Below are 22,547 nucleotides of genomic sequence, written 5' to 3' on the forward strand. Positions count from 1 at the left end.
CCGTGCGATCGGTCGAAGAATTGTGTGCGGCTGTCGAGCAGGGAGCTGTGCCGAAATACCTGCTGTTCTGGGGGCATCGGCCGCGCGTGGACGGGACGCTCGGCTCGGGCTGCCTGAGCCAGTGGTGGCCAGCGCCCTTCTCGATCGACGGGGAGCGGTTCGCCACCGCCGAGCACTACATGATGTGGCGCAAGGCGCTGCTGTTCGGCGATTCCGAGGTGGCCGGGCAAGTACTCGAGGTGGCCCATCCCGCCGAGGCGAAGAAGATGGGCAGGCTCGTCCGCGGGTTCGACCAATGTATCTGGGAGGAAGCGCGATTCGACATCGTCGTGGCGGGCAGTGTGGCCAAGTTCGGATCGGATGCGGGGTTGCGGTCGTATCTGGCGGGCACGGCGGGGCGGGTGCTCGTGGAGGCGAGTCCGATGGACCGGGTGTGGGGGATCGGGCTGTCGGCGAAGGACGAGCGGGCGGGTGATCCCACGCGATGGCGGGGGCTGAATCTGCTGGGGTTCGCGTTGATGCGGGCGCGCGAGGAACTCGCTGGGTAGAGCTATTCGGGAAAGGCATTTCTCGGTGGGGCTGTGGGCGTTCATGATTGGGGGTGGTCCCGGTCTGGGACCGAACTTTCGATGGGGAGAATTCTGATGTCTGTTGTGGGCAAGTACGCCCTCGGTGCGGCCGCCGTATCCGCGGTGGCCGCGTTCACGGTGGTCGCCGCGGGTCCGGCCGCCGCCGGTGCCAGCGGTGTGGCGATCGCCGAAGCGCCCGGCTACACCGCCGTGTCACGTGATGGCGGTTTCCAGGCCGCCGCCGGTGACCTCTACGGCGCGCTCGCGCTGTCGTCGGACGAGGCCGTGGTCGCGTCCGCGGTGAACTACGGCAGCTGGGCCGACGCCCAGCACGCCGCGCTCGCGGAATGCGGTGTGTGGGACTGCCAGGTGGTCGTCTCGTTCCGCAATGCCTGCGGTGCGGTAGCCCAGGGCGCCGACTACCGGTTCGGCTGGTCGTGGGACTACTCGCTGGCCGCCGCCGAGCGTTCGGCGGTGGATGTGCTCGGTCTGAGCGCCCCGCCGTTCCCCGACCTGGGCTCGGCGTCGCCGCGTCCCGCGCGGGTCATCCTGTCCGCCTGCACGGCGAACGTCTGACGCATTCCTCGACAAGGGGCGCGAACCGAAGGGTTCGCGCCCCTTCTCATCGTCGCGGGTGGTCGAGCGACAGACGGCCGCGCCGGACGAGGTCGTGTTTGGCGATCGGCGGCAGCGGGTCGTCGCCCGGCGTCTCGGGATTGGTGCGAACCAGCAGGGTGACGGTCGCGGCGGGCACGAAGCCGCTGCGCCGCATCAGCGCCGCCGAGGCACCGTTGCGCTCCTCCACGTCGGTGACGATGTGCTGGGCACCTCGCGCGAACAACGCCTCCGAACAAACGTCGACCAATCGCCGGGCGATGCCGTGCCCCTGCATATCCGGCGCCACCGCGATCCACTCGAGGTAGGCCCAGTCGTCACGGTGCTCGAACTCCATGGAACCGAGCACGAAGCCGACCACCCGATCGGAGTCCAGGGCTACCCAGCAGGCGTTGTCGGGGCTGTCCAGATGCTCGGCGACGGCCGTCAGCGACCAGGACGTATACGGCTTGGTCGTCGTGTCGAAAACCTGATGTCCGAGGTCGAGGACCTGACGCAGGTGCCCCAGACCCATCGGTACGACAGCGATCGCTCGGTCCATGGGGCCAGTGTGCCCTAGGCCCCCTTGCGGGCGGTGGACTTGCTCGCCGTGGATTTGCTCGCCGTCTTGCGCGGTGCCGCTTTCTTGGCCGCGGCCTTCTTCGCCGGCTTCTTCTTCGGGGCGGCCGACTCGCCTTCCCGCCGCCCGCTCGCCTCGAGGCTGCGCTGCAAGGCGGCCACCAGATCGACCACCTCGGCATCGGGCTGCTCGGCCGGTTCGGCGGCGGTCGATTCGACCTTGCCGGTGCCGCTGGCGATCGCCTCGTCCAGCAATTTCTGCAATTCGATCTGGTATTCGTCGGTGTATTCGCCAGGATCGAAATCACCCGACATCGACTCGACCAGCGTTTCGGCCATCTTCAATTCCTGCGGGCGCGGAGTCGGCGCGTCCTCGAGCGAAGGGAAGTCGACCGCGCGTACCTCGTCGGGCCACAGCAATGTCTGCAGCACCAGTACGCCCTCACGCACGCGCAGCGCCGCCAACCGGGTCTTCTGCCGCAACGTGAAATGCACGAGTGCCGTTTTGTCGATCCGTTCGAGTGTCGCGGCAAGCAGCTGATACGCCTTCGGCGTCGCCGAATCGGGTTCCAGGTAGTAACTCTTGTCGAACAGCACGGGGTCGATCTGATCCGACGGCACGAATTCCAGCACCGGGATCTCGTGTTTCTCCGCCGCGGGCAATTTGGCGAAGTCCTCGTCGGTGAGCACTACCTGCTCGCCGTCGGGTGACACATACGCCTTGTCGATATCGGAATACTGCACCGATTTGCCGCACACCTGGCAGACCCGGTCGTATTTGATCCGGCCCCCGTCCTTGGCGTGGACCTGATGAAACCGGATGTCATGGTCCTCGGTCGCGGTATAGACCTTGACCGGGACGTTGACCAGCCCGAAAGCGATCGAGCCCTTCCAGATCGACCTCATAGACCCCATCATGATCGATTCGTGCTCCCGGGGCGAGCGGGCGATGCACAACCGGTGCCCCGTCGTAATGCGCGAGCGCTTGATTCCATGACGGGTCTGGTCAAATTGTGGGCGTGTGCGCTGAGTTGATCGTTTGTGGGTTGGGGCCCGCGGGCAGGGCCGTGGCCCACCGGGCGGCCGTGCGGGGTTTGTCGGTGGTGGCGATCGATCCCCGTCCGGAGCGGACGTGGACGGCGACGTACGCGGCGTGGGTGGACGAGGTTCCGGAGTGGGTGGGGGACGAGGTTTTCGCCGGGGACGGAGTGGAACCGACGGTGTGGGCCATGGGAAAGCACCGGATCGGGCGGGAGTACCGGGTGTTCGATACGCCGCGGTTGCAGAACGCCCTGGCGGTGGACGGGGTGCGGGTGATCGCGGACCGGGTCACCCAGGCGGACGCGCGAGCGGGCTCGGTACGGACGGCGGGAGGGCAAGTCTTCCACGGCCGGGTGATCGACGCGCGGGGAGTCGGGCGCGCGCCGGAGCTGGCCGAGCAGACCGCCTACGGGGTGGTCGTCGAAGCGGACGAGCCCTGCGTGTTCATGGACTGGCGGCTCGACAACGGCGCCGGACCCGACGAACCCCGGTCGTTTCTCTACACGGTGCCGGTGGCGAAGGGCCGGATGCTGTTCGAGGAGACATGCCTTGCCGGGCGCCCGGCACTGACACCCGAGCTGCTGCGCACCCGACTGGAACACCGGCTCCGGCAACGCGGCATCGAACTCGACGGCACGGAATCGGTTGAGCGGGTGCGGTTCCCGGTGGAAGGCGGCAAGCCCGGCGGCGGCCGGTTCGGAGCCGCGGGCGGCCTGGTCCACCCCGCCACCGGATACAGCGTCGCCGCCTCACTCGCCGCCGCCGACACCGTCGTCGAGGGCAACCGTTTGTGGACCGCACGCGCACGCGCCGTCGCGGCCCTGCGCCGGGCCGGGCTACGGTCGCTGCTGGCCCTTCCACCCCGCGACGTACCGGTCTTCTTCGAGGCGTTCTTCGATCTCCCAGCGGCCGAGCAGCGCTCGTACCTGTCCGGCCACGACGACCTGACCGGCACCCTCGCCGCGATGGCCACCCTGTTCGCAGGCCTTCCGCCTCGGGTGCGGCGCACCCTGGCGAGCTCCTCGCTCGGACTCGGTTGAGCGACAGCGGTAACGGGGATATCGGAGCGACGGCGCGAACGTCGCGGGGTTGCTAACATCGCCGGGCGAACGCGCCGACCCGCCAGCAGGATCGGGCCGACGAGGCGGGCCGACCGGGTGACACCGAATACCGCACGTCGAGATGCGTGCCGCAGTGTTGCTCGACGAGACAGGGGTATACCGGTGTTCGAATTCACCAAGCGGCGCGGCCGCTGGGTGCTCGGTGTTTTCGCGGTGCTCGCGCTGGTGCTCGGAGCACTCGGCGCGACGCTGTTCGACCGGGTGGAGGGCGGCGGCTACACCGACAGCGGCAGCGAGTCCAGCCGGGCGCTCGACGTGCTGCGCGACGAATTCGGCCAGGGCCCACCGAATCTGGTGCTGCTGGTGGAAACCGAGGACTCGGTCGACGACCCCGAGTCCACCGCCGCCGCGACAGCGCTCGTCGCCAACCTGCAGGAACGCGCCGGTATCACCGACGTGTTGTCCTACTGGACGACCCACCAGCCCGCGCTGCGCAGCCTCGACAACAAACAGGGCCTGATCGTGGCCACGGTCCTCGGCAGCGAACGCGAGATCGACGAACGGGTCGCCGCCGTCGCCGCCGATCTCGCGGGCACCCAGGGCGAACTGCGGGTCCGCGTGGGCGGTTTCGCGATGCTCATGCACGAGACCGTCGAACAGAGCAAGACCGACATCGTCAAGGGCGAGGCCATCGCGTTCCCGCTCACGCTGCTGGCGCTGCTGTTCGTGTTCGGTGGGCTGGTCGCGGCGAGCCTGCCGCTGCTGGTCGCCGTGGTCACCGTGCTGATGACGATGGGCACGCTGTGGTTGCTCGCGGTGTTCACCCCGCTCGCGGTCACCGCCACCAATGTGGCGACCCTGCTCGGGCTCGGCCTGGCCATCGACTACAGCCTGCTGATCGTCAACCGCTACCGCGACGAGCTCACCGAGGGCCGCGCCCCGGCCGACGCCGTGCGCGCCACCCTGCGCACGGCGGGCCGCACCGTCGCGTTCTCGGCGCTCACCGTCGCGGTGGCGCTGGCCGGTCTGGTGTTCTTCCCGCTGCTGGCCATCCGGTCGATGGGGTACGCGGGCGTGATCGTCGCGGGCCTGGCCGCCCTGGTCTCGCTGACCGTGCTGCCCGCGATCCTGCTGCTGCTCGGCACCAATATCGACCGTGGTCAGCTCGGTTGGTGGTTCCTGCGTGCGCCACGGCCCGCACCGGGCGAGGGCGCCTGGCACAAACTGGCCACCGCCGTCATGGGCAAACCGATCCCGATCGGGCTCGCCGTCGCCGCGGTGCTGTTGCTGCTGGGCACCCCGTTCCTCGGGGTGAAACTCGGCTTCCCGGACGAACGGGTGCTGCCTCCGTCGATGAACTCGCGGCAGGTCGCCGAGATCGTGCAGCGCGACTTCGGCGACAGCGACCAGGACACCCTGGTCGCGGTCCTGCCCGACAGTGCCTACAGCGCCGAGGGATTGGACGCCATCGCGCGCACGATGTCGGACCTGGACAATGTGCGCCGCGTCGACACCGCGACCGGCAGCTACGCCCAGGGCGGGCGGCTGGCCGAACCGACCGCGCTCAACGCCCGCTTCCGGGCCGAGCGGGCCGCCTACCTGTCGATCGTCCCGTCCACGGGTGACAGCCACGAACTCGGCACCCTGGTGGAACAGCTTCGCGCCCAGGAGGTTCCGAGCGAGATCCTGATCGGCGGGGTCGCGGCGGCCAATGTCGACTCGGTGAACGCCATCGAAGACGCCCTGCCGTGGGCCCTCGCCTTCGTGGTGATCCTGATGCTGATCGTGCTGTTCCTGCTCACCGGCAGCGTGGTGCTCCCGGTGCTCGCGGTGATCCTCAGCGCGCTCAGCCTCACCGCGACCTTCGGTGCGCTGGTCTGGATCTTCCAGGACGGGCATCTGTCGGGGGTCCTCGGCTTCACCGTCACCGGTGACCTCTCGGCCACCGTTCCGGTGATGCTGTTCGCCGCCGCGTTCGGCCTGGCGATGGACTACCAGGTGTTCCTGCTCTCGCGCATCCGCGAGGAATACGACCGCACCGGCAAGAACGAGGCGGCCGTCGCGCTCGGTCTGGAACGGATCGGGCGCATCGTCACCGCGGCCGCCATCCTGATCTCGCTGGTGTTCCTCGGTTTCCTGGCCTCCGACATCACGTTCATGAAGGCGTTCGGCATCGGCTTGCCGCTGGCGGTGATCGTGGACGCCACCCTGGTTCGCGGGTTCCTGCTGCCCGCCGCGATGAAGGTGCTCGGCGAGGCCAACTGGTACGCACCGGATTTCCTGCGCAGGCTGCACGACCGGTGGGGTCTCGACGAGGGTGGCTCGCGCGCGAATCACCCGGTACCGGTGCGTGATCCGCTCGGCGTCACCGGAAAGCCGACCGTCGAGGTGATCGACCCGCTCGCCCGCGCCGAGGCCGAGCGCGCCGCTGCCAAGGGTGACGACCCGCTCGCGCGCGCCGACGCCGAGCGTGCCGCTGCCAAGGGTGGCGAGGCGCTGGCGGGCGCCCGCGAGGAATGAGCCGAACGGGGCGGCCGGGCAACGGCCGCCCCGTTCCCGTCTCAGATTCCGCCGGTGGCCAGCAACCCGCCGTCGACGCGGACACAGTCGCCGGTGATCCAGGACGCCTCGTCCGACACCAGGAAGGTGATCAGGCGCGCCACGTCCTCTGGGGAGCCCAGGCGCTTCATCGGGTACACGCTCGCCGCCCGTTCCTCGTCGGCGGAGAACAGGGCGTCGGCGAACTTGGTCTTCACCACACCGGGAGCGACCGCGTTCACCCGGATGTTCGGGCCGAGCTGCCACGCCAGCTCCTCGGTGAGCCGGATCAGCGCCGCCTTGGAGGCGCCGTAGGCCGAGATCACCCCCGAGGAGCGGATACCGGCCACGCTCGCCACGTTCACCACCGCACCGCCGTGCTCAGCCATCCACGCCTTGTAGGCCTGCTGGACATAGCCGAGCGCGGCCACGACGTTCACGTCGAAGATCTTGCTCACCGCACCGAGATCGGCGTCCATCAGCGCACCGAACACCGGGTTGATCCCGGTGTTGTTGATCAGGATGTCGAGCGAACCGAACTCGGTGACCGCCCGGGACACGGCCTCGGCCCGTGCGTCGGCATCACCGGAGTTGCCCGCGACGGTGCTCACTTGACCCTTGTGCCCGAGGGCGCGCAACTCCTGCGCGGCGGCTTCCAGCGGTTCGGGTTTGCGAGCGGTGATCAGCACATTCGCGCCCGCACGCAGCAGTTCGGCGGCCGTCGCCAAGCCGATGCCCCGGCTGGCGCCGGTGACGAGAGCGGTACGGCCAACTAGATCGGTAGTCATGCGACGAGAGTAACCACGCTCACATCCGTCGGCGCCAGGTTCGAGGCGCCGGCGGCGGGGCGGTAAAATAAGTAGTTCTTGCCGGAACCGTCGGTGCACCATGGAGACGGTTCGGCGACCATCTGCTTTCGACATCGAGGAGAAGCTCTGTGATCACGGCGACCGACCTGGAGGTCCGGGCCGGAGTCCGCACCCTGCTCTCGGCCCCCGGGCCGGCGCTGCGGGTGCAGTCCGGCGACCGGATCGGACTGGTCGGGCGCAATGGCGCGGGCAAGACCACCACCCTGCGCATCCTCGCGGGTGAGGGCGAGCCCTACGCCGGGAAGATCACGCGCTCCAGCGAGATCGGTTATCTGCCGCAGGATCCCAAGGAGGGCGATCTCGACGTGATCGCCCGCGACCGGGTGCTGTCGGCCCGCGGTCTCGACGCGCTGATCCGCGACATGGAAAAGCAGCAGCTGCGCATGGCCGAGGTCGCCGACGACGCCGAACGCGAGAAGGCCATCCGCAAGTACGGGCGCCTGGAAGACCAGTTCTCCTCCCTCGGCGGCTACGTCGCCGAGAGCGAGGCCGCGCGCATCTGCAACAGCCTCGGCCTGCCCGACCGGATCCTCGACCAGCAGCTGCGCACCCTGTCCGGTGGTCAGCGCCGCCGCATCGAGCTGGCCCGCATCCTGTTCTCCGCCTCCGACGGCAGCGGCGGCCGCTCCGACCGCATCCTGCTGCTCGACGAGCCGACCAACCACCTCGACGCCGACTCCATCACCTGGCTGCGCGGGTTCCTGCAGAACCACGACGGCGGCCTCATCGTCATCAGCCACGACGTGGACCTGCTCGACGCCGTGGTGAACAAGGTGTGGTTCCTCGACGCCGTGCGCGGTGAGCCCGACGTGTACAACATGGGCTGGAAGAAGTACCTCGACGCCCGCGCCACCGATGAGCAGCGCCGCGTCCGCGAGCGCGCCAACGCGGAGAAGAAGGCGAGCGCGCTGCGTCAGCAGGCCGCCAAGCTCGGCGCCAAGGCCACCAAAGCCGCTGCGGCACACCAGATGGTGCGACGCGCCGAACGGTTGATCTCCGAACTCGACGACGTGCGCGTGGCCGACAAGGTGGCCCGCATCCGGTTCCCCGAACCCGCGCCGTGCAGCAAGACTCCGCTCATGGTCAAGGACCTGACCAAGCTCTACGGTTCGCTCGAGATCTTCACCGGCGTGAACTTCGCCGTGGACAAGGGATCTCGCGTCGTGGTGCTCGGCCTCAACGGTGCCGGTAAGACGACCATGCTGAAACTGCTCGCCGGGGTGGAGACACCGACCGCCGGTGGAGTCGAACAGGGCCGTGGTCTCAAGGTCGGCTACTTCGCCCAGGAACACGACACCCTCGACGACCAGGCGACGGTGTGGGAGAACATCCGCCACGCCTCCCCGGACGCGGGCGAACAGGAACTGCGAAGTCTGCTCGGCGCCTTCATGTTCAGCGGCCCGCAGCTCGAGCAGCCGGCGGGCACCCTGTCCGGTGGTGAGAAGACCCGTCTCGCGCTGGCCGGTCTCGTCTCCTCGGCGGCCAATGTGCTGCTGCTCGACGAGCCGACCAACAACCTCGACCCGGTCTCGCGCGAACAGGTCCTCGACGCGCTGCGCACCTACGCGGGCGCGGTGGTGCTGGTGACCCACGACCCGGGCGCGGCCGAGGCGCTGAACCCGGAACGGGTGATCCTGCTGCCCGACGGCACCGAGGACCACTGGTCGGCCGAGTACGCCGAACTCATCGATCTCGCCTGAGTTGAGCGGCCTTCGGCCAGGAGATCGGTGTGTCGCGAGGGAACTCGCGGGGTTTTCGTGAGGTTCGTCACTGTTTTCCGTTGATCACCGGGTGCGGAGTGTCTAGCCTGGAATGAGCTGCTCGGCGACTCGGAGGAAGCCATGAGCGACAGTGCGAGACAGGCCGCTCGATCGGCCAAGGCAACATCGACAGGTAAGACCGCGCTGGGGAAGGGCACCCGGGTCACGGGCAAGTCCCGTGACAGGCTGCAGTCCCAGCTGAAGAAGCAGTACGAGGCGGGTGCCAGCATCCGCTCCCTGGCCAGGGCGACCGGCCGCTCGTACGGCTTCATTCACAATGTGCTGGTCGAATCGCATGTCGAGCTGCGCGGCCGCGGCGGTGCCAACCGCCGCAAGAATCCTGCCGATTGATCACCAGCCGGGTACCGCCCCGTCACCCTGCACCAGCAGATTCGCCAGGCTGGTGAACAGGGGCAGTCCCGTCTTGATCTCCAGGTAGGCGAACTGGCCCTGCGGATTCACCTCGAGGAAGTAGTACTCGCCGTCGACGCCCAAGCGCAGGTCGACCACGCCGAAACTCAGGCCGAGCGCGCCCATCAGGGTGGCCAGCGACTTGCTCACCGAAGCGGGCAGCCGGTCGGGGGCGAACGCCACCGAGGTGTCGAGCCGCGAATCGACCCGGCCGACACCCGCCTGTGAATCGATGCGCACCGCCCATTCGACGCCGTCGACCCACACCACCCGCAGATCGCAGGTGGCGTCCACATAATCCTGGAAGGTCGTCGGCGTCGAACGGATCGATGTGAGCCGGCCCAGCTCGGGCCGGGTGATGATGCGTGTCTCGGAGAACTCGCCACGGCTCGTGCCGGTGCGTTTGTAAACCACGGGCACCGACCGGGATTCGACGAAACTGCGGGCTTCGTCCGGGTCGTTGGTGACGAGCGTTTCCGGGACGGCGAAACCGGCCCGGTGTGCCGTTTCGAGCTGCACGATCTTGCGGCTCGCGGTGCGTTCGGCGGCCGGGTCGTTCACCCAGTAGGCCGGGATCGACCACAGCATTCCCTGCAGGAAACCGTCGCATTCGGCTTGGCGGAATTCGTCGTCGGCGGCGCGCACGCCGTGCGGGACGCGGCACGGGTGCGGCCTGCGCCACCACACCGCGCGTACGTCGTCCAGGCCGTGCACATGCGACAACGCCCGATTGGTTCCGGCCTTGTCGAGACGGAAACTGCCTGTCTCGGAAGGGAAGTCGCGCAGGTCGAGCCGGATGGGATCGATGCGGTGGTGCTCGCGCAACGTGACGGCCAGTGCGTCGGCGTGCAGGTCGTCGGTTTCGGAGACGATGAGCACCGCGTCGGTCGCGCGTTCCATGACTGTGTCGGCCGTTTCAGTCGAGACTGTCGCAGTTGATGCCGTCGTGGAAGGTGAACGTCGCCCCGGAGGTGCCGCCACGCTCGGCGATCCGCAGTTTCGCCGCCCAGCTGCGGGTGGCTTCGGCGAGCTGCTCGTCGCCGAGGGCCTCCGACGGTGCCGGGGCCAGCGTGATGGGTCGTTCGACGAGTTCCACGCGCATCCGGCGGGTGAAATCCGCGGTGGCGCCGGGCCGGATGTCGACCTGCACCTGCCGCCCCTCCGCCGCGCGCTCCTCGGTGAGCCGCAGGATATCGCGACGATCGAAGGTCCAGGTCCCGCCGTCGACGCGGACCGAGACATCGCGCTCGGACTCGGCCACCAGCTGTCCGCGCAAGGCGGGGCCCCGGCTTCGGGACGGCGCGGTAGCGGGGAGGTGGATGGCGTCGGTCATGGGGACTCACTCCGATCTTCTCGTCTGCTCGCGATTTGCCAGAACCCCTCTAGGCGCTTCGGATCATAACGTGAGCGAACCTTTCACCGAGGGTGTTCGCGAGATTTACGGAGCGCCGGGCAAACCGCCGAGCGGCGCGTGATCGCCTAGCAGGACGAGAATTTCGGGCAACCGCAGTGCGCGCAGGTATCCGACACGGGCAATCGATCAGCAAACGAAAACAACAACGGCGCGACAGGCACCCCGGCGAAGTTGCCGACCGATACCTGCCGCGCCGCCTGCTATGTCCCGGTTCTCGGCCCCCCGGGCCGAGAACCCGCGGCGCCAGCCGCTATGTCACAGCCCGAGGATGTCGGGGTTCTCGGCGAGGGAGCGGAAGTGGCCTGCGGGGTCGGCGACGAGTCGGCGGGTTGTCAGGTCCATCGCGCCCGCGGTGACGGTGATCTCGGCGGCGACAGTGCCGTCGAGTTTGATGATCTGGTGGTGGAAGCGAAACACCTTCTCGCCGTCGCGCCAGTCGAAGGCGCAGGTCACGGTGACCTCGTCGCCGCCGCGCAGTTCGCGCTTGTACTTGATCGTCGACTCGAGCACCTCCGCGCCGATACCGCTGGCGATGAACTTGTCCTGCGGGATCCCCGCCGCGCGCAGCAGTTCCCAGCGCGCGTGCTCGCCGTACTGGTGGTAGACGGCGTGGTTCAGGTGGCCTTGGGTGTCGAGCTCGTAGCCGCGGACGAGGACCGGTACCGAGAACGTCATACAGCGTACAACCGGCGCCTTCGCGCGGAATGTTCCCGATTCCGGTGCAACCTCGGCCACATTCGCGTCACCGGCGTATAGGTCAGCGGCGCTGGGCGTTTCGTTCGGCTGTCCATGCGGGCGCGTCGATGAAGTAGTTGTCGAATTCCGCCTGGGCGGCGAGGAATTCGGTGTGCTCCGCCGTGCCCTTCGCGAGCCGGTCGAGCAGGCGGAAGTACTCGAATCGCTGCACGCCCGGCATCAGCGCGATGAGGATGCGGGCTCCGCTGTCGGGTGTGGCGCCGAAGGCGTGCGGCATCCGGCGGGGGACGACGAGCGATCCGCCCGCGCCCACGGTGAGGATGCGGTCGCCCGCCATCACCTGCAGCTCGCCGTCGGCGACGTAGAACAGCTCGTCGGAGCGGGTGTGATAGTGCGGCGCGGCCCCGTCGGCGCCCTGGCCGAGGGTCACTTCCACGGTGCTCACCGTGCCGTCGCTTGCGTCGGAATCGGTGAGCAGTCGCACGCGGACGGCGTCGGTGCCCAGTGTCTCGGCGTCCTCGGGCAGGCAGAGGGCGATATCGCGTGTGTCCATGACGGTTCCGTTCGTCGGTTGATAATTCGCTATCGAACTATATTCCGTCGAATAGAATCCTGTCCATGGATGATTCGACCGCCGATGCCGTGGATGCGATCGCCGCACAGTGGCGCCGCGAACGCCCCGACCTCGACCTGGCGGCGATGGCGGTGTTCGGCAGGCTCGGCCGACTGCTGAACGTCGCCACGGCCCGTATCGAATCCGTGTTCACCGCGCACGGGTTGCAGCGCGGGGAGTTCGATGTGCTTGCCGCACTTCGCCGTTCGGGTGCGCCGTTCGAACTCAACCCCTCGGTGCTCGCGGACACCCTGATGCTGTCGCGTGCGGGCATGACCGGGCGGATCGACCGGCTGGAGGCGGCGGGGCTGGTGCGGCGCATCGCGGATCGGGTGGATCGGCGGGCCGTGCGGGTGGCGCTCACCGAGGAGGGCCGAGAACTGGTCGACCGGGTCGTCGTCGCGCACACCGAGAACGAGACGGCCATGCTGTCGGTGCTGGACCGCGACGATCAGGTAGCGCTCGACAGGATCGCGCGAAAGCTTTTGGGAGAGTGGGAGAGCGGACCCGATCCCACTCCGGGGGATAGAGGTCCGCGGTCTTCCCGCTGAGCGCTCGGGTGGCCATGGAGGCGGGAATCGAACCCGCGGCATCCGTCCTGCGGAAGTCGGCGCTCTACCTACTGAGCTACTCCATGGCCGAGTCGAGCCTAGCTCAGGACTCCTTGCGCCGCACGGACGCTTCGACGAGATCCAGTACAGCGGAAAGGTTTTCGTCGGTGTGGCCGGAGGCGATGCGCGCGATCAGGCCGTCGAGGACCAGGTCGAGATAGCCGAGCAGGACGTCGGTGGGGACATCGTCGCGCAGGGCGCCCGCGGCTTTGCGGCGCTCCAGGCGGGCGAGGGTGGCGGCGGTGAGTTCGGCCGAGCGCTGGGTCCAGCCCGCGCGGAAATCGGGATCGGTGCGCACGCGGCGGGCGATCTCGAGACGGGTGCCCAGCCAGTTGAATTCTTCGGGGCGGGCGAGCATATCGCGCATCACCTGGACGATGCCCTGGTTGGCCGCGACCTCGGCCATGCGTTCGGCGTCGTCCTTGGCCAGGGCGAAGAACAGGGCGTCCTTGTCCCGGAAGTGGTGGAAGATGGCGCCACGGGACATGCCGATAGCCTCTTCCAGACGGCGCACCGTGGCGCCCTCGTAGCCGAATTCGGCGAAGCAGCGCCGGGCACCGTCGAGGATCTGGCTGCGGCGGGCGGCGAGGTGGTCGTCGCTGACCTTGGGCATGATTCCTCCAGTGACGCCATATGCGGACCCCCGCCCCGGAACACCGAGGCGGGGGACTCACAGCACGAAGAGCATCCGAGCGGATGCCCATGCGGCGCGGCGTCGTTCGACACCGCGCCACCGATCGGGCAACTAGCCGCGGATCATGTTGCGCAGCACGTACTGCAGGATGCCGCCGTTGCGGTAGTAGTCGGCCTCACCGGGGGTGTCGATGCGGACGACCGCGTCGAAGGTGGTGACCTTGCCGTCTTCGGCGGTGGCGGTGACCTTGACGGTCTTGGGGGTGACACCCTCGTTGAGGGCGGTGATGCCCTCGATGTCGAAGGTCTCGGTGCCGGTCAGGCCGAGCGACCGAGCCGACTCGCCCTGCGGGAACTGCAGCGGCACAACGCCCATACCGATGAGGTTGGAGCGGTGGATGCGCTCGAACGACTCGGTGATGACGGCCTTCACGCCCAGCAGGCTGGTGCCCTTGGCGGCCCAGTCACGCGAGGAGCCCGAACCGTATTCCTTGCCACCCAGCACGACCAGCGGGATGCCCGCGGCCTGGTAGTTCTGCGAGGCGTCGTAGATGAACGCCTGCGGGCCACCTTCCTGGGTGAAGTCGCGGGTGTAACCACCCGAGACGTCGTCGAGCAGCTGGTTGCGCAGCCGGATGTTGGCGAAGGTGCCACGGATCATGACCTCGTGGTTACCGCGCCGCGAGCCGAGCGAGTTGTAGTCCTTGCGGGCCACACCGTGCGAGTCGAGGTACTGCGCGGCCGGGGTGCCCGGCTTGATCGGACCGGCCGGGGAGATGTGGTCGGTGGTGACCGAGTCGCCGAGCAGCGCGAGGACGCGGGCGCCCTTGATGTCGGTGACCGGGTCGGGATCCATCTTCATGCCCTCGAAGTACGGTGCCTTGCGGACGTAGGTCGAGTTCTCGTCCCACGCGAAGGTGTCGCCCTCCGGGGTGGACAGGTTCTGCCAGCGCTGGTCGCCGTCGAAGATGGTGGCGTACGAGTCGCGGAACATCTGCTGGTTGATCGAGGACTTGATGGTGTCGTCGATCTCCTGGGCCGAGGGCCAGATGTCCTTCAGGAAGACATCGTTGCCGTCGGAATCCTTGCCGAGCGGGTCGGTCTCGAAGTCGAAGTCCATGGTGCCCGCGAGCGCATAGGCGATGACCAGCGGCGGGGAGGCCAGGTAGTTCATCTTCACGTCGGGGGAGATGCGGCCCTCGAAGTTGCGGTTACCCGACAGCACGGCGGTGACCGAGAGGTCGTTGTCGTTGATCGCGGCCGAGATCTCCTCGGGCAGCGGGCCGGTGTTACCGATGCAGGTGGTGCAGCCGTAGCCACCCACGTAGAAGCCGAGCTTCTCGAGGTAGGGCCACAGGCCGGCCTTCTCGTAGTAGTCGGAGACGACCTGCGAACCCGGCGCCATGTTGGTCTTCACCCACGGCTTGGTCGACAGGCCCTTCTCGACGGCGTTGCGGGCGAGCAGCGCGGCGCCGAGCATGACCGACGGGTTCGAGGTGTTGGTGCAGGAGGTGATGCCCGCGACGACGACGGCGCCGTGGTCGAGGACGAAATCACCGTGCTCGGCGGAGCGCACCGCGACCGGCTTGGACGGGCGGCCCTTGGCCCCGTTGGCGGCCGAGTGGGCGGGCGAGGAGTCGCCGGCGTGGTCGGCCGACACGGCGACCGGGTCGGAGGCCGGGAAGGTCTCGTCGACCCCCTCGTCCAGCGCGGTGTAGTCGCCGCTGACGTAGTCGGCGATGTCGGCGCGGAAGGCCGACTTCGACTCGCTGAGCAGGATGCGGTCCTGCGGGCGCTTCGGGCCGGCGATGGACGGCACGACGGTGCTCAGGTCCAGCTCCAGGTACTCCGAGTACGCCGGCTCCTTGTCGGCGTCGTGCCACATGCCCTGTTCCTTGGCGTAGGCCTCGACGAGCGCGAGCTGCTCGTCGGACCGGCCGGTCAGGCGCAGGTAGTTGATGGTCTCCTCGTCGATCGGGAAGATCGCCGCGGTGGAACCGAACTCGGGGCTCATGTTGCCCAGGGTGGCGCGGTTGGCCAGCGGGACCTCGGAGACGCCCTTGCCGTAGAACTCGACGAACTTGCCGACCACACCGTGCTTGCGCAGCATGTCGGTGACGGTGAGCACCACGTCGGTGGCGGTGACGCCCGGCTTGATCTCACCGCTGAGCTTGAAGCCGACGACACGCGGGATGAGCATGGAGACCGGCTGACCAAGCATCGCGGCCTCGGCCTCGATGCCGCCGACGCCCCAGCCCAGCACACCGAGGCCGTTGACCATGGTGGTGTGCGAGTCGGTGCCCACACAGGTGTCGGGGTAGGCCTGGCCGTTGCGGACCATGACGGTGGGCGCCAGGTACTCGATGTTGACCTGGTGCACGATGCCCATGCCCGGGGGGACGACCTTGAAGTCGTCGAAGGCGCCCTGGCCCCAGCGCAGGAACTGGTAACGCTCGCTGTTGCGCTCGTACTCGAGGTCGACGTTGCGCTCGAGGGCGTCGGCGCGGCCGAAGACGTCGAGGATCACCGAGTGGTCGATGACCATGTCGGCGGGGGAGAGCGGGTTGACCTTGCTCGGGTCGCCACCGAGGACGGTGACGGCCTCACGCATGGTGGCCAGGTCGACGATGCAGGGCACGCCGGTGAAGTCCTGCATGATCACGCGCGCGGGGGTGAACTGGATCTCGACGCTCGGCTGCGCCGAGGGGTCCCAGTTCGCGATCGCGCGGATGTGATCGGCGGTGATGTTGGCGCCGTCTTCGGTGCGCAGCAGGTTCTCCGCCAGCACCTTCAGGGCGTAGGGCAGCTTCTCGGTGCCGGGAACAGCCGAGAGACGGAAGATCTCGTAGGAGTTGCTTCCGACCTCGAGCGTGCCTTTGGCGCCGAAGGTATCGATACTCTTCGTCACGTCAGCTCCACTCATTGGTGAGGGTGTGCCGCCGGCGGGGCTGTGCCGGCGGCTCGCGTCTTCGGAGGGGATCCGGCGCCGTGAGATGCCGGTTTCCTCGCCGTACGAGCCTAACAGTACGCTTGTCCTATGAAATAATCGGGGCGCCGCGTCAGCACACGGCGTGCCGTGGCGACCGGTTCCCGCGCGCCGTCGCGTACTGTGCCTGTCGAGCGAGTCGGGGACAGACGCAGTGACGCTCACCTTGGCAGTGTTGGATGCCCGTCGCATCGCGACCGGGGCTCGACAGACCGGATGGAAAATGACCGTCTTGCACACCTTTGCGCCGATGGCCGTCGAACTGCCGCCGAACACGGATCTGGGCGGTCTCCGCGCCGACCTCGCCGACAACCACGTGGCCGCGCCCAAGGGCAAGGATCAGCAGGAACTGGCCGCGATCGTCGCCGAGGCGCGTGCGGACGGCATTCCGCTCAGTGTTGTCGTCGTTCCCGGTAATCCCGGCCACGATTCGAGCCTACGTGACCTGGCCACCGAGCTGGGCGAGAACACCGAGGGCACGGTCGCGGTGCTCAGTGACGACTGGATCGGCACCTACAGCGACGACATCAGCCGCGTCCGGCTCGAGTGGGCCGAGGACGTGGCCAAGTACCGGGGCAACCACCCCGAGGAGGCCGTGTCGGCGTTCGTCGGCCGCCTCGAGCAGCCCGAGGGCGTCTCGTGGGGCGCCATCACCGGCGTGATGCTGGCGCTGACCGTCCTGGTGATCGCGGGGCTCTACTTCGTGAAGGCCCGGCGTTGCCCGGAGGACGACGCGGTCGTCGTCGCGGGCGACGATGCGGGTTCTCTCCGTTAACTGGTTTCTCTCCAGTCACATTTCCAGACCTTCGGTCTGTTTCTGCGCGCCGAAACATGGCGCACCTCAGGCTAATGCCGGGCAATCGCCGAATTGATGTCCCGTCATGCCGTGGCAGTTGTTTCCTTTGTGAAATATGTGTCGTACGGTAGCGATGATCGCGATCGGGAAAGCAGTGGTACAGGGGGCATTGGTCGACCCTTGGGGTCACTGAGTCGGCTGATGCGCCAGTGGCGTATGTCGAGTCGAGTCACTCGGAGGTGCCGTGCGCGGTGCGAGCGGGCAGGATAAACCAGGGCGGTTACGGGTAGCGATCGGATTGCTGGCGGTGCTCGCTGTCGTCGTGACCGCGGGGCCGACGACGGCCGTGCCGCCGCCACCGCCGAACCCGTCCGACAGCGAGATCGCGGGCGCGGGCGCGGAGGTCGACGCGCGCGTCGGCGAGATCGGCGCCCTCATCAACCGGGTCGCCGCCGCCGATCAACAACTGCGTGCTCTCGACGACGCCCTCGCAGGGAAGCGCGAGGCCGTGAACCAGGCGCTCGTCGATCTGCAGACGGCCCGTGACGCCGCCGACTCGGCCGCTGCCGCCGTGGCCGACAGCCAGACCCGGCTCGCCGACGTCGGCGCGAAAGTCGTCGCCGCCCGAGGCGATTTCGATCAGCTCGCGACCCAGGCCTATGTGCGTCCGTCGTCCAGTTCCGTGGTCACCTATTTCGCGTCCTCCACGCCGGACGCGGCGATGGACCGCGCGCAGGTGCTGAGCATGGTGTCGAAGAATCAGCGCCAGGTGCTCGACGATCTGCGCCGCGCCCAGATCGCCCAGGCCAACCAGAACGCCGCCGCCCGCCAGGCCAAGGCCGACGCCGACGCCGCGGCGAGCGCGGCCGAACAGAAGAAGCACGCCGCCCAGGCCGCCGTCGACGTCGCCAAGGCCGAGTTCGACAACCAGGCGGCAGCCCGCGACACCCTCCAGCGCGACCGCGCCGCCGCCCAGATCGCCCTCGACACCGCCCGCTCGACGGTGGCGGGCCTGCAGAGTCAGCGCGAGATCTTCCTCGACTGGAACGATCAGCAGAAGGCCCAGCTCTCCGCCCTGCTCGCCGCCGCCAACGCGGCCGCCGCCCGAGCCGCCGCCGACCAGGCCGCCCGCGACCGCGCCGCCCGCCTCGGCGAGGACCAGCGCGCGCACACCGACCTGGAATCGACACCGACCGCACCGCGAAAATCCAAACCCCGATCGACGACACCACAGGTCACCGGCTCGGCCGCGATCGAGACCGTGATCGACCGCGCCATGTCCCAGCTCGGCGTGAGCTACGCCTGGGGCGGTGGCGACGAGGAAGGACCGACCCTCGGCATCCGCGACGGCGGCGTCGGCGACTCGCACGGCGACTACAACAAGGTCGGCTTCGACTGCTCGGGCCTGATGCTCTACGCCTTCGCGGGCATCGGTGTGTCGCTGCCGCACTACAGCGGCTACCAGTACAACGCGGGCACCCGCGTCCCCGTCGAGGAACGCGAACGCGGGGACATGCTGTTCTGGGGTCCCGGCGGCAGCCAGCACGTCGCGCTCTACCTCGGCGACGGGACGATGATCGAAGCCCCCGAATCCGGTGACGTGGTGAAGATTTCGCCCGTGCGCGAAGGTGGCATCATGCCGTACGCGGTGCGCATCGTCACCGAGTGAGCGGCAGCGGGCTCGGCGCGGTGATCGCGGCCGAGCCCGCCGTATTCAGTGACCGATCGCGGCGGGAGGGCGGACGACTTCGGTCATCGTCGCGGAGACGATCACGTTCGACAGGTACCGCCGTTCGTCTCGGTCGAACGACCCGCCACAGGTGATGAGTCGCAGGTGTGCGGCATCGTCGGCGGCGAACACACGATCGGTGGGGAATCGGTCCTTCGCCACGACTTCCGTGCGGTCGACGACGAAACGGGTGACGCTGCCGTCCTGTCTGGTCACCAGGATTTCGGCACCTGCGGTCAGCTCACCGAGGTGGAAGAAGACCGCGGGACCGTCCGCCGAGTCGACGTGGCCGAGGATCACCGCGGCACCGGTCTCACCGGGACTGGCACCGGGCGAGAACCACGACGCGTGGTCGAAATATGCCGGTGCCGCGAGAGCTCCTGTCGCGGTGGTGCCGCTGGTGCCCAGTGTTGTGTCCAATTCGAGGTCGGGGATGCGCAGTCGTACCGGTGCCGATCTGCCCAGTGGCTGCGCGGCGGGCACGGCGACGGCGGCTGTCGTCGCCGTGCCCGCCGGAGGCGATGCTGCCTGTCGCGGCTCGCTGGTCGCGGCGAGGACGAACAGCCCCGCCGCCACCGCGACCAGGGTGGCCCCGACCAGCGCGGCCACCGAGGATCTGGACCACGTCGAGGTCGGTGGATGGGCCGTCATGCCAAGCTGTTTCGTTGTCCGGAACGTCGGCTCCACACAGCCGCCAGGGCCGCGCCGAGCAGTGCGAGCAGCCCCAGTCCCGCCAGCGGCAACCGCTCGTCGAGCAGCCGTCCACCCGAGCCGGTCTCCGGAGCGCCCGACGCCGACGCGTACCCGTTCCACGCCTGCGAGTCGCCGGCTGCGGTCGGCAGGTTGCGCGGCGATCCGTCTGCACCGCTGCTCGCCTGGCGTCCCGCGCCACCCTCGCCCGACGCATGCCCGGGCAGCGCGGGCACGGCTGCGGTTCCGGGGCCACTCGGAGCCGCGGGCTCACCCGCTTCCGGCGCCGTCTGCGTCGCACCACCGGAGCCCGCCCCCAGTAGCGCACCCCCGGCCCCCAGGCTCCCGAGTGCCGCGCTGCCGACTGCGGCGCTGCCGACTGCCGCACTGCCCGCCGCCAGCGCGCTCCCTGTCGCCGCGCTGCCTGCCCCGAGTGCGCTGCCTGCGCCGAGTGCTGCGCTGCCGGTGGCCGCGCTGCCTGCGCCGAGCGCTTCGCTTCCGACGCCCGCGCTACCGGCGGCCGCGCTGCCGACGCCTGCGCTGCCGATTCCGAGGATCAGTGCGAGCGTTTCCGAGCTGCTGCCGAGTCCGAGGGCACCGGCCGCGCTTCCCGTGCCCAAAAGGGTACCGAGGGCGACCCCACCGCTGCCGGTCGCCGCCGCGCTGCCGCCGTCGAGCAGAGCAAGCAGGACCCCGAGGTCGGATGCCGCGCTACTGCCTGTGGCGGCACTGCCCGAGGCGAGCAGGCTCGCCGCGGATCCCGCGCCGAGCGCGCTTCCCGCACCCAGTGCTTCAGCGCTGCCCGCGGCCAGACCGCTACCGGCCCCGAGTGTTTCGGCGCTGCCTGCGCCGAGTGCGCTACCGGCGCCCAACGCTCCGGCGCTGCCCGCACCGACTGCGCTACCGGTGCCGAGTAATTCCGCGCTGCCGGTGCCTAGTGCACTACCGGCCCCGAGTGCGCTGCCGGTGCCGAGGGCTTCGGCGCTGCCGGTGGCCAAGGCGCCACCGGCATCCAGAGCGGAGCTGCCCGCTCCGAGAGTGCTGCCGGTGGTCGGCGCGTCAGCTGCTCCTCCGGCGCTGCCCACACCGAGACCGAGAGGTTCGGAACTGCCCGTGGCCGAGCCGAGTTGGGCGCCCGCGCCCGGGTTTACGCCGCCGAGCGCGGAGCCGAGACCAGCCGAGCCGGTGTCGAGCCCGATGATGCCGGGCAAGTTCAGGGGCTCGGCGCCTGCGGGAGGTGCCGCGGCGAGCGCGAACGTAGTGGCAGTGGCCAGAACCGCCAACGACAGCAAACTTCTGGGGAACTTGAAGGGGGAGTACGGCTGCATAAGGTCACCTTCTTGGAAAAGAACAATCCGCGAGACCGAAACTGGTCCGATATCCGAAACCAGCTCCGGATACACGCCATAAAACTCGCCACGAACGCGGTGAAATGCCAGGTAATGGTGTGTTTGAGAACACTGCCGACCGGGACCGCGACGCGACCTGCGGTTTCCATGGCAACCGAACGCAAACCGTTACCTGAGTTAACGAATGCGAGCCGAATCATGTTGCCGACTATTTGCGGCCGTGATCCGTCGCTCTTCCTCACAGCCGTTCCCCTCGCGTCGGACGGGCGAGCGGTGGCCCCTGTGCGTAGGGTGGCGGGCATATCGAGCCGGGCCGGGTAGTACGACGAATTCGCGTTCACTCCTGGCCGGTTGCGGCGCACCGGGCGATTCAATGGAATAGTTGGGGCCGCACGCACAGGACCAAAGCGAAAGCGGGGATGTTGGTGACTTCGACGGAAGGTGTGAGCGGGCCGAAGCTGGCGAAGGACGCCGGTACGGCAACGCCGAGCACCCTGGAGCGTGACGTCCAGACTCTCGAGAAGGCGATCTACGAGGTCAAGCGGGTTATCGTCGGCCAGGATCGGCTCGTCGAGCGGTTGCTCGTCGGTGTGCTCGCCCGTGGCCACGTCCTGCTCGAGGGTGTGCCCGGCGTCGCGAAGACCCTTGCCGTGGAAACGTTCGCCAAGGTCGTCGGTGGTTCGTTCTCGCGGGTGCAGTTCACCCCCGACCTCGTGCCGACCGACCTGATCGGTACCCGCATCTACCGGCAGGGCCGCGAGGAGTTCGACACCGAGCTCGGCCCGGTGGTCGCCAACTTCGTGCTCGCCGACGAGATCAACCGCGCGCCCGCCAAGGTGCAGTCGGCCCTGCTCGAGGTGATGGCCGAGCGCAAGCTGTCGATCGGCGGCAAGACCTACCCGATGCCCGATCCGTTCCTGGTCATGGCGACCCAGAACCCGATCGAGAGCGAAGGCGTGTACCCGCTGCCCGAGGCGCAGCGCGACCGCTTCCTGTTCAAGGTCGTCGTGGACTACCCCTCCGTGGAGGAGGAACGCGAGATCATCTACCGGATGGGTGTGAGCGCGCCGGAACCCAAGCAGATCCTCGAGCCCGAGGACATCATCCGCCTGCAGAAGGTGGCCGCCAACGTCTTCGTGCACCACGCGCTCGTCGACTACGTGGTCCGCGTCATCAGCGCCACCCGCACCCCGGCCGAGTTCGGTATGCCCGACGTGGCGAGCTGGATCTCCTACGGCGCCTCCCCGCGTGCCAGCCTCGGCATCATCGCCGCCGCCCGCTCGGTCGCGCTGATCCGTGGCCGCGACTACGTGGTACCCCAGGACGTGGTCGAGGTGATCCCGGACGTGCTGCGCCACCGCCTGGTGCTGTCCTACGACGCACTGGCCGACGAGGTTTCGCCCGAGGACGTCATCAAGCGGGTGCTGCAGACCGTCGGTCTGCCGCAGGTCGCGCCGCAGGCCGTCGGCGGCCCGCAGAACTCGCAGCCGCCGGTGCCCCAGCCGCCCGCTCCCCAGTCCCAGCCTGCGCCGCAGCCGGTGAACGGGCAGCAGTCCCAGCCCGCCGGCCACGCCGCACCCCAGTGAGTGCGCCGGAACCCGTTGCCCG

Annotated in this window: 21 protein-coding genes and 1 tRNA gene; 10 read left to right on the forward strand and 12 right to left on the reverse strand. The window is 68.7% G+C overall.

The features are described 5' to 3' along the window. The first annotated feature begins 2 nt into the window (after positions 1-2). A complete protein-coding gene (ybiA, locus tag NI2_RS22475; protein WP_243749677.1) occupies positions 3-548 on the forward strand; it encodes a riboflavin biosynthesis intermediates N-glycosidase in 546 nt (181 codons plus the stop codon). A gap of 96 nt (positions 549-644) precedes the next feature. Next, entirely contained in the window at positions 645-1,145 is a 501-nt protein-coding gene (locus NI2_RS22480) for a DUF4189 domain-containing protein (RefSeq protein ID WP_243749676.1), read from the forward strand. Between the two features lie 46 nt (positions 1,146-1,191). On the opposite strand, the gene NI2_RS22485 is transcribed toward NI2_RS22480, so the two are convergent. Together NI2_RS22485 and ku are read right to left on the reverse strand one after the other, a co-directional pair. Further along, positions 1,192-1,725, reverse strand: a complete 534-nt coding sequence (locus NI2_RS22485; protein WP_067493724.1) for a GNAT family N-acetyltransferase — start codon at positions 1,723-1,725, stop codon at positions 1,192-1,194. A gap of 14 nt (positions 1,726-1,739) precedes the next feature. Then, a complete protein-coding gene (ku, locus tag NI2_RS22490; protein ID WP_067493726.1) occupies positions 1,740-2,648 on the reverse strand; it encodes a non-homologous end joining protein Ku in 909 nt (302 codons plus the stop codon). Positions 2,649-2,752: 104 nt separating this feature from the next. Here ku and NI2_RS22495 point away from each other — a divergent pair, with 104 nt between their 5' ends. Both NI2_RS22495 and NI2_RS22500 read left to right on the forward strand, forming a co-directional pair. Continuing rightward, the gene (locus NI2_RS22495; protein WP_067493728.1) at positions 2,753-3,823 is read left to right on the forward strand and encodes a lycopene cyclase family protein; all 1,071 of its coding nucleotides are present in this window, start codon (positions 2,753-2,755) and stop codon (positions 3,821-3,823) included. 183 nt (positions 3,824-4,006) lie between these two features. Further along, positions 4,007-6,364: an MMPL family transporter gene (locus NI2_RS22500; protein ID WP_084476617.1), complete on the forward strand. Its 2,358-nt coding sequence runs from the start codon at positions 4,007-4,009 to the stop codon at positions 6,362-6,364. A gap of 41 nt (positions 6,365-6,405) precedes the next feature. On the opposite strand, the gene NI2_RS22505 is transcribed toward NI2_RS22500, so the two are convergent. Then, positions 6,406-7,170: an SDR family oxidoreductase gene (locus NI2_RS22505; RefSeq protein WP_067493730.1), complete on the reverse strand. Its 765-nt coding sequence runs from the start codon at positions 7,168-7,170 to the stop codon at positions 6,406-6,408. A gap of 149 nt (positions 7,171-7,319) precedes the next feature. Here NI2_RS22505 and NI2_RS22510 point away from each other — a divergent pair, with 149 nt between their 5' ends. Together NI2_RS22510 and NI2_RS22515 are read left to right on the forward strand one after the other, a co-directional pair. Beyond that, positions 7,320-8,951: an ABC-F family ATP-binding cassette domain-containing protein gene (locus NI2_RS22510; RefSeq protein ID WP_067493732.1), complete on the forward strand. Its 1,632-nt coding sequence runs from the start codon at positions 7,320-7,322 to the stop codon at positions 8,949-8,951. Between the two features lie 141 nt (positions 8,952-9,092). Further along, complete coding sequence (locus NI2_RS22515) at positions 9,093-9,362, forward strand: helix-turn-helix domain-containing protein (protein ID WP_084456389.1); 270 nt, start codon at positions 9,093-9,095, stop codon at positions 9,360-9,362. Here NI2_RS22515 and NI2_RS22520 read toward each other — a convergent pair whose 3' ends face one another. The 4 genes from NI2_RS22520 to NI2_RS22535 all read right to left on the reverse strand — a co-directional run bounded on the left by NI2_RS22520 (position 9,363) and on the right by NI2_RS22535 (position 12,085). Continuing rightward, positions 9,363-10,322 (reverse strand): MvdC/MvdD family ATP grasp protein, encoded by a 960-nt coding sequence (locus NI2_RS22520; RefSeq protein ID WP_067493734.1) that lies wholly within the window; start codon positions 10,320-10,322, stop codon positions 9,363-9,365. A gap of 16 nt (positions 10,323-10,338) precedes the next feature. After that, entirely contained in the window at positions 10,339-10,755 is a 417-nt protein-coding gene (locus NI2_RS22525; RefSeq protein ID WP_067493736.1) for a hypothetical protein, read from the reverse strand. Between the two features lie 336 nt (positions 10,756-11,091). Further along, entirely contained in the window at positions 11,092-11,511 is a 420-nt protein-coding gene (locus tag NI2_RS22530; RefSeq protein ID WP_067493738.1) for an acyl-CoA thioesterase, read from the reverse strand. A gap of 82 nt (positions 11,512-11,593) precedes the next feature. After that, positions 11,594-12,085, reverse strand: coding sequence for a cupin domain-containing protein (locus NI2_RS22535; RefSeq protein ID WP_067493740.1), 492 nt, complete (start codon positions 12,083-12,085; stop codon positions 11,594-11,596). A gap of 65 nt (positions 12,086-12,150) precedes the next feature. On the opposite strand from NI2_RS22535, the gene NI2_RS22540 reads away from it, so the two are divergent. Then, positions 12,151-12,696, forward strand: coding sequence for a MarR family winged helix-turn-helix transcriptional regulator (locus NI2_RS22540; RefSeq protein ID WP_067493742.1), 546 nt, complete (start codon positions 12,151-12,153; stop codon positions 12,694-12,696). Positions 12,697-12,705: 9 nt separating this feature from the next. Here the strand turns inward: NI2_RS22540 and NI2_RS22545 are convergent. The 3 genes from NI2_RS22545 to acnA form a co-directional block, all read right to left on the reverse strand. Beyond that, positions 12,706-12,782 (reverse strand) — tRNA-OTHER (locus NI2_RS22545). 17 nt (positions 12,783-12,799) lie between these two features. Next, positions 12,800-13,369 carry a TetR/AcrR family transcriptional regulator gene (locus NI2_RS22550; protein WP_067493744.1) on the reverse strand — a complete coding sequence of 190 codons (570 nt, stop codon included), beginning with the start codon at positions 13,367-13,369 and terminating at the stop codon, positions 12,800-12,802. A gap of 132 nt (positions 13,370-13,501) precedes the next feature. Continuing rightward, the gene (acnA, locus tag NI2_RS22555; protein ID WP_067493746.1) at positions 13,502-16,297 is read right to left on the reverse strand and encodes an aconitate hydratase AcnA; all 2,796 of its coding nucleotides are present in this window, start codon (positions 16,295-16,297) and stop codon (positions 13,502-13,504) included. A gap of 301 nt (positions 16,298-16,598) precedes the next feature. On the opposite strand from acnA, the gene NI2_RS22560 reads away from it, so the two are divergent. Together NI2_RS22560 and NI2_RS22565 are read left to right on the forward strand one after the other, a co-directional pair. Beyond that, positions 16,599-17,150: an Rv1476 family membrane protein gene (locus NI2_RS22560; protein WP_067493747.1), complete on the forward strand. Its 552-nt coding sequence runs from the start codon at positions 16,599-16,601 to the stop codon at positions 17,148-17,150. A gap of 322 nt (positions 17,151-17,472) precedes the next feature. Next, complete coding sequence (locus NI2_RS22565) at positions 17,473-18,840, forward strand: NlpC/P60 family protein (RefSeq protein ID WP_371852000.1); 1,368 nt, start codon at positions 17,473-17,475, stop codon at positions 18,838-18,840. A gap of 45 nt (positions 18,841-18,885) precedes the next feature. Here the strand turns inward: NI2_RS22565 and NI2_RS22570 are convergent, their stop codons facing one another. Then, positions 18,886-19,551 carry a class F sortase gene (locus tag NI2_RS22570; RefSeq protein ID WP_084476620.1) on the reverse strand — a complete coding sequence of 222 codons (666 nt, stop codon included), beginning with the start codon at positions 19,549-19,551 and terminating at the stop codon, positions 18,886-18,888. After that, on the reverse strand, positions 19,548-20,918 hold the full coding sequence (locus NI2_RS22575; protein ID WP_067493753.1) for a hypothetical protein: 1,371 nt from the start codon (positions 20,916-20,918) through the stop codon (positions 19,548-19,550). The genes NI2_RS22570 and NI2_RS22575 overlap by 4 nt, the downstream gene beginning before the upstream one ends. A gap of 440 nt (positions 20,919-21,358) precedes the next feature. Between NI2_RS22575 and moxR1 the strand changes: the two genes are divergently transcribed. Further along, positions 21,359-22,525 carry a chaperone MoxR1 gene (gene moxR1, locus NI2_RS22580; RefSeq protein WP_067493755.1) on the forward strand — a complete coding sequence of 389 codons (1,167 nt, stop codon included), beginning with the start codon at positions 21,359-21,361 and terminating at the stop codon, positions 22,523-22,525. The last annotated feature ends 22 nt before the right edge of the window (positions 22,526-22,547 follow it).

This window comes from Nocardia ignorata NBRC 108230 (assembly GCF_001612905.1).
Classification (GTDB): domain Bacteria; phylum Actinomycetota; class Actinomycetes; order Mycobacteriales; family Mycobacteriaceae; genus Nocardia; species Nocardia ignorata.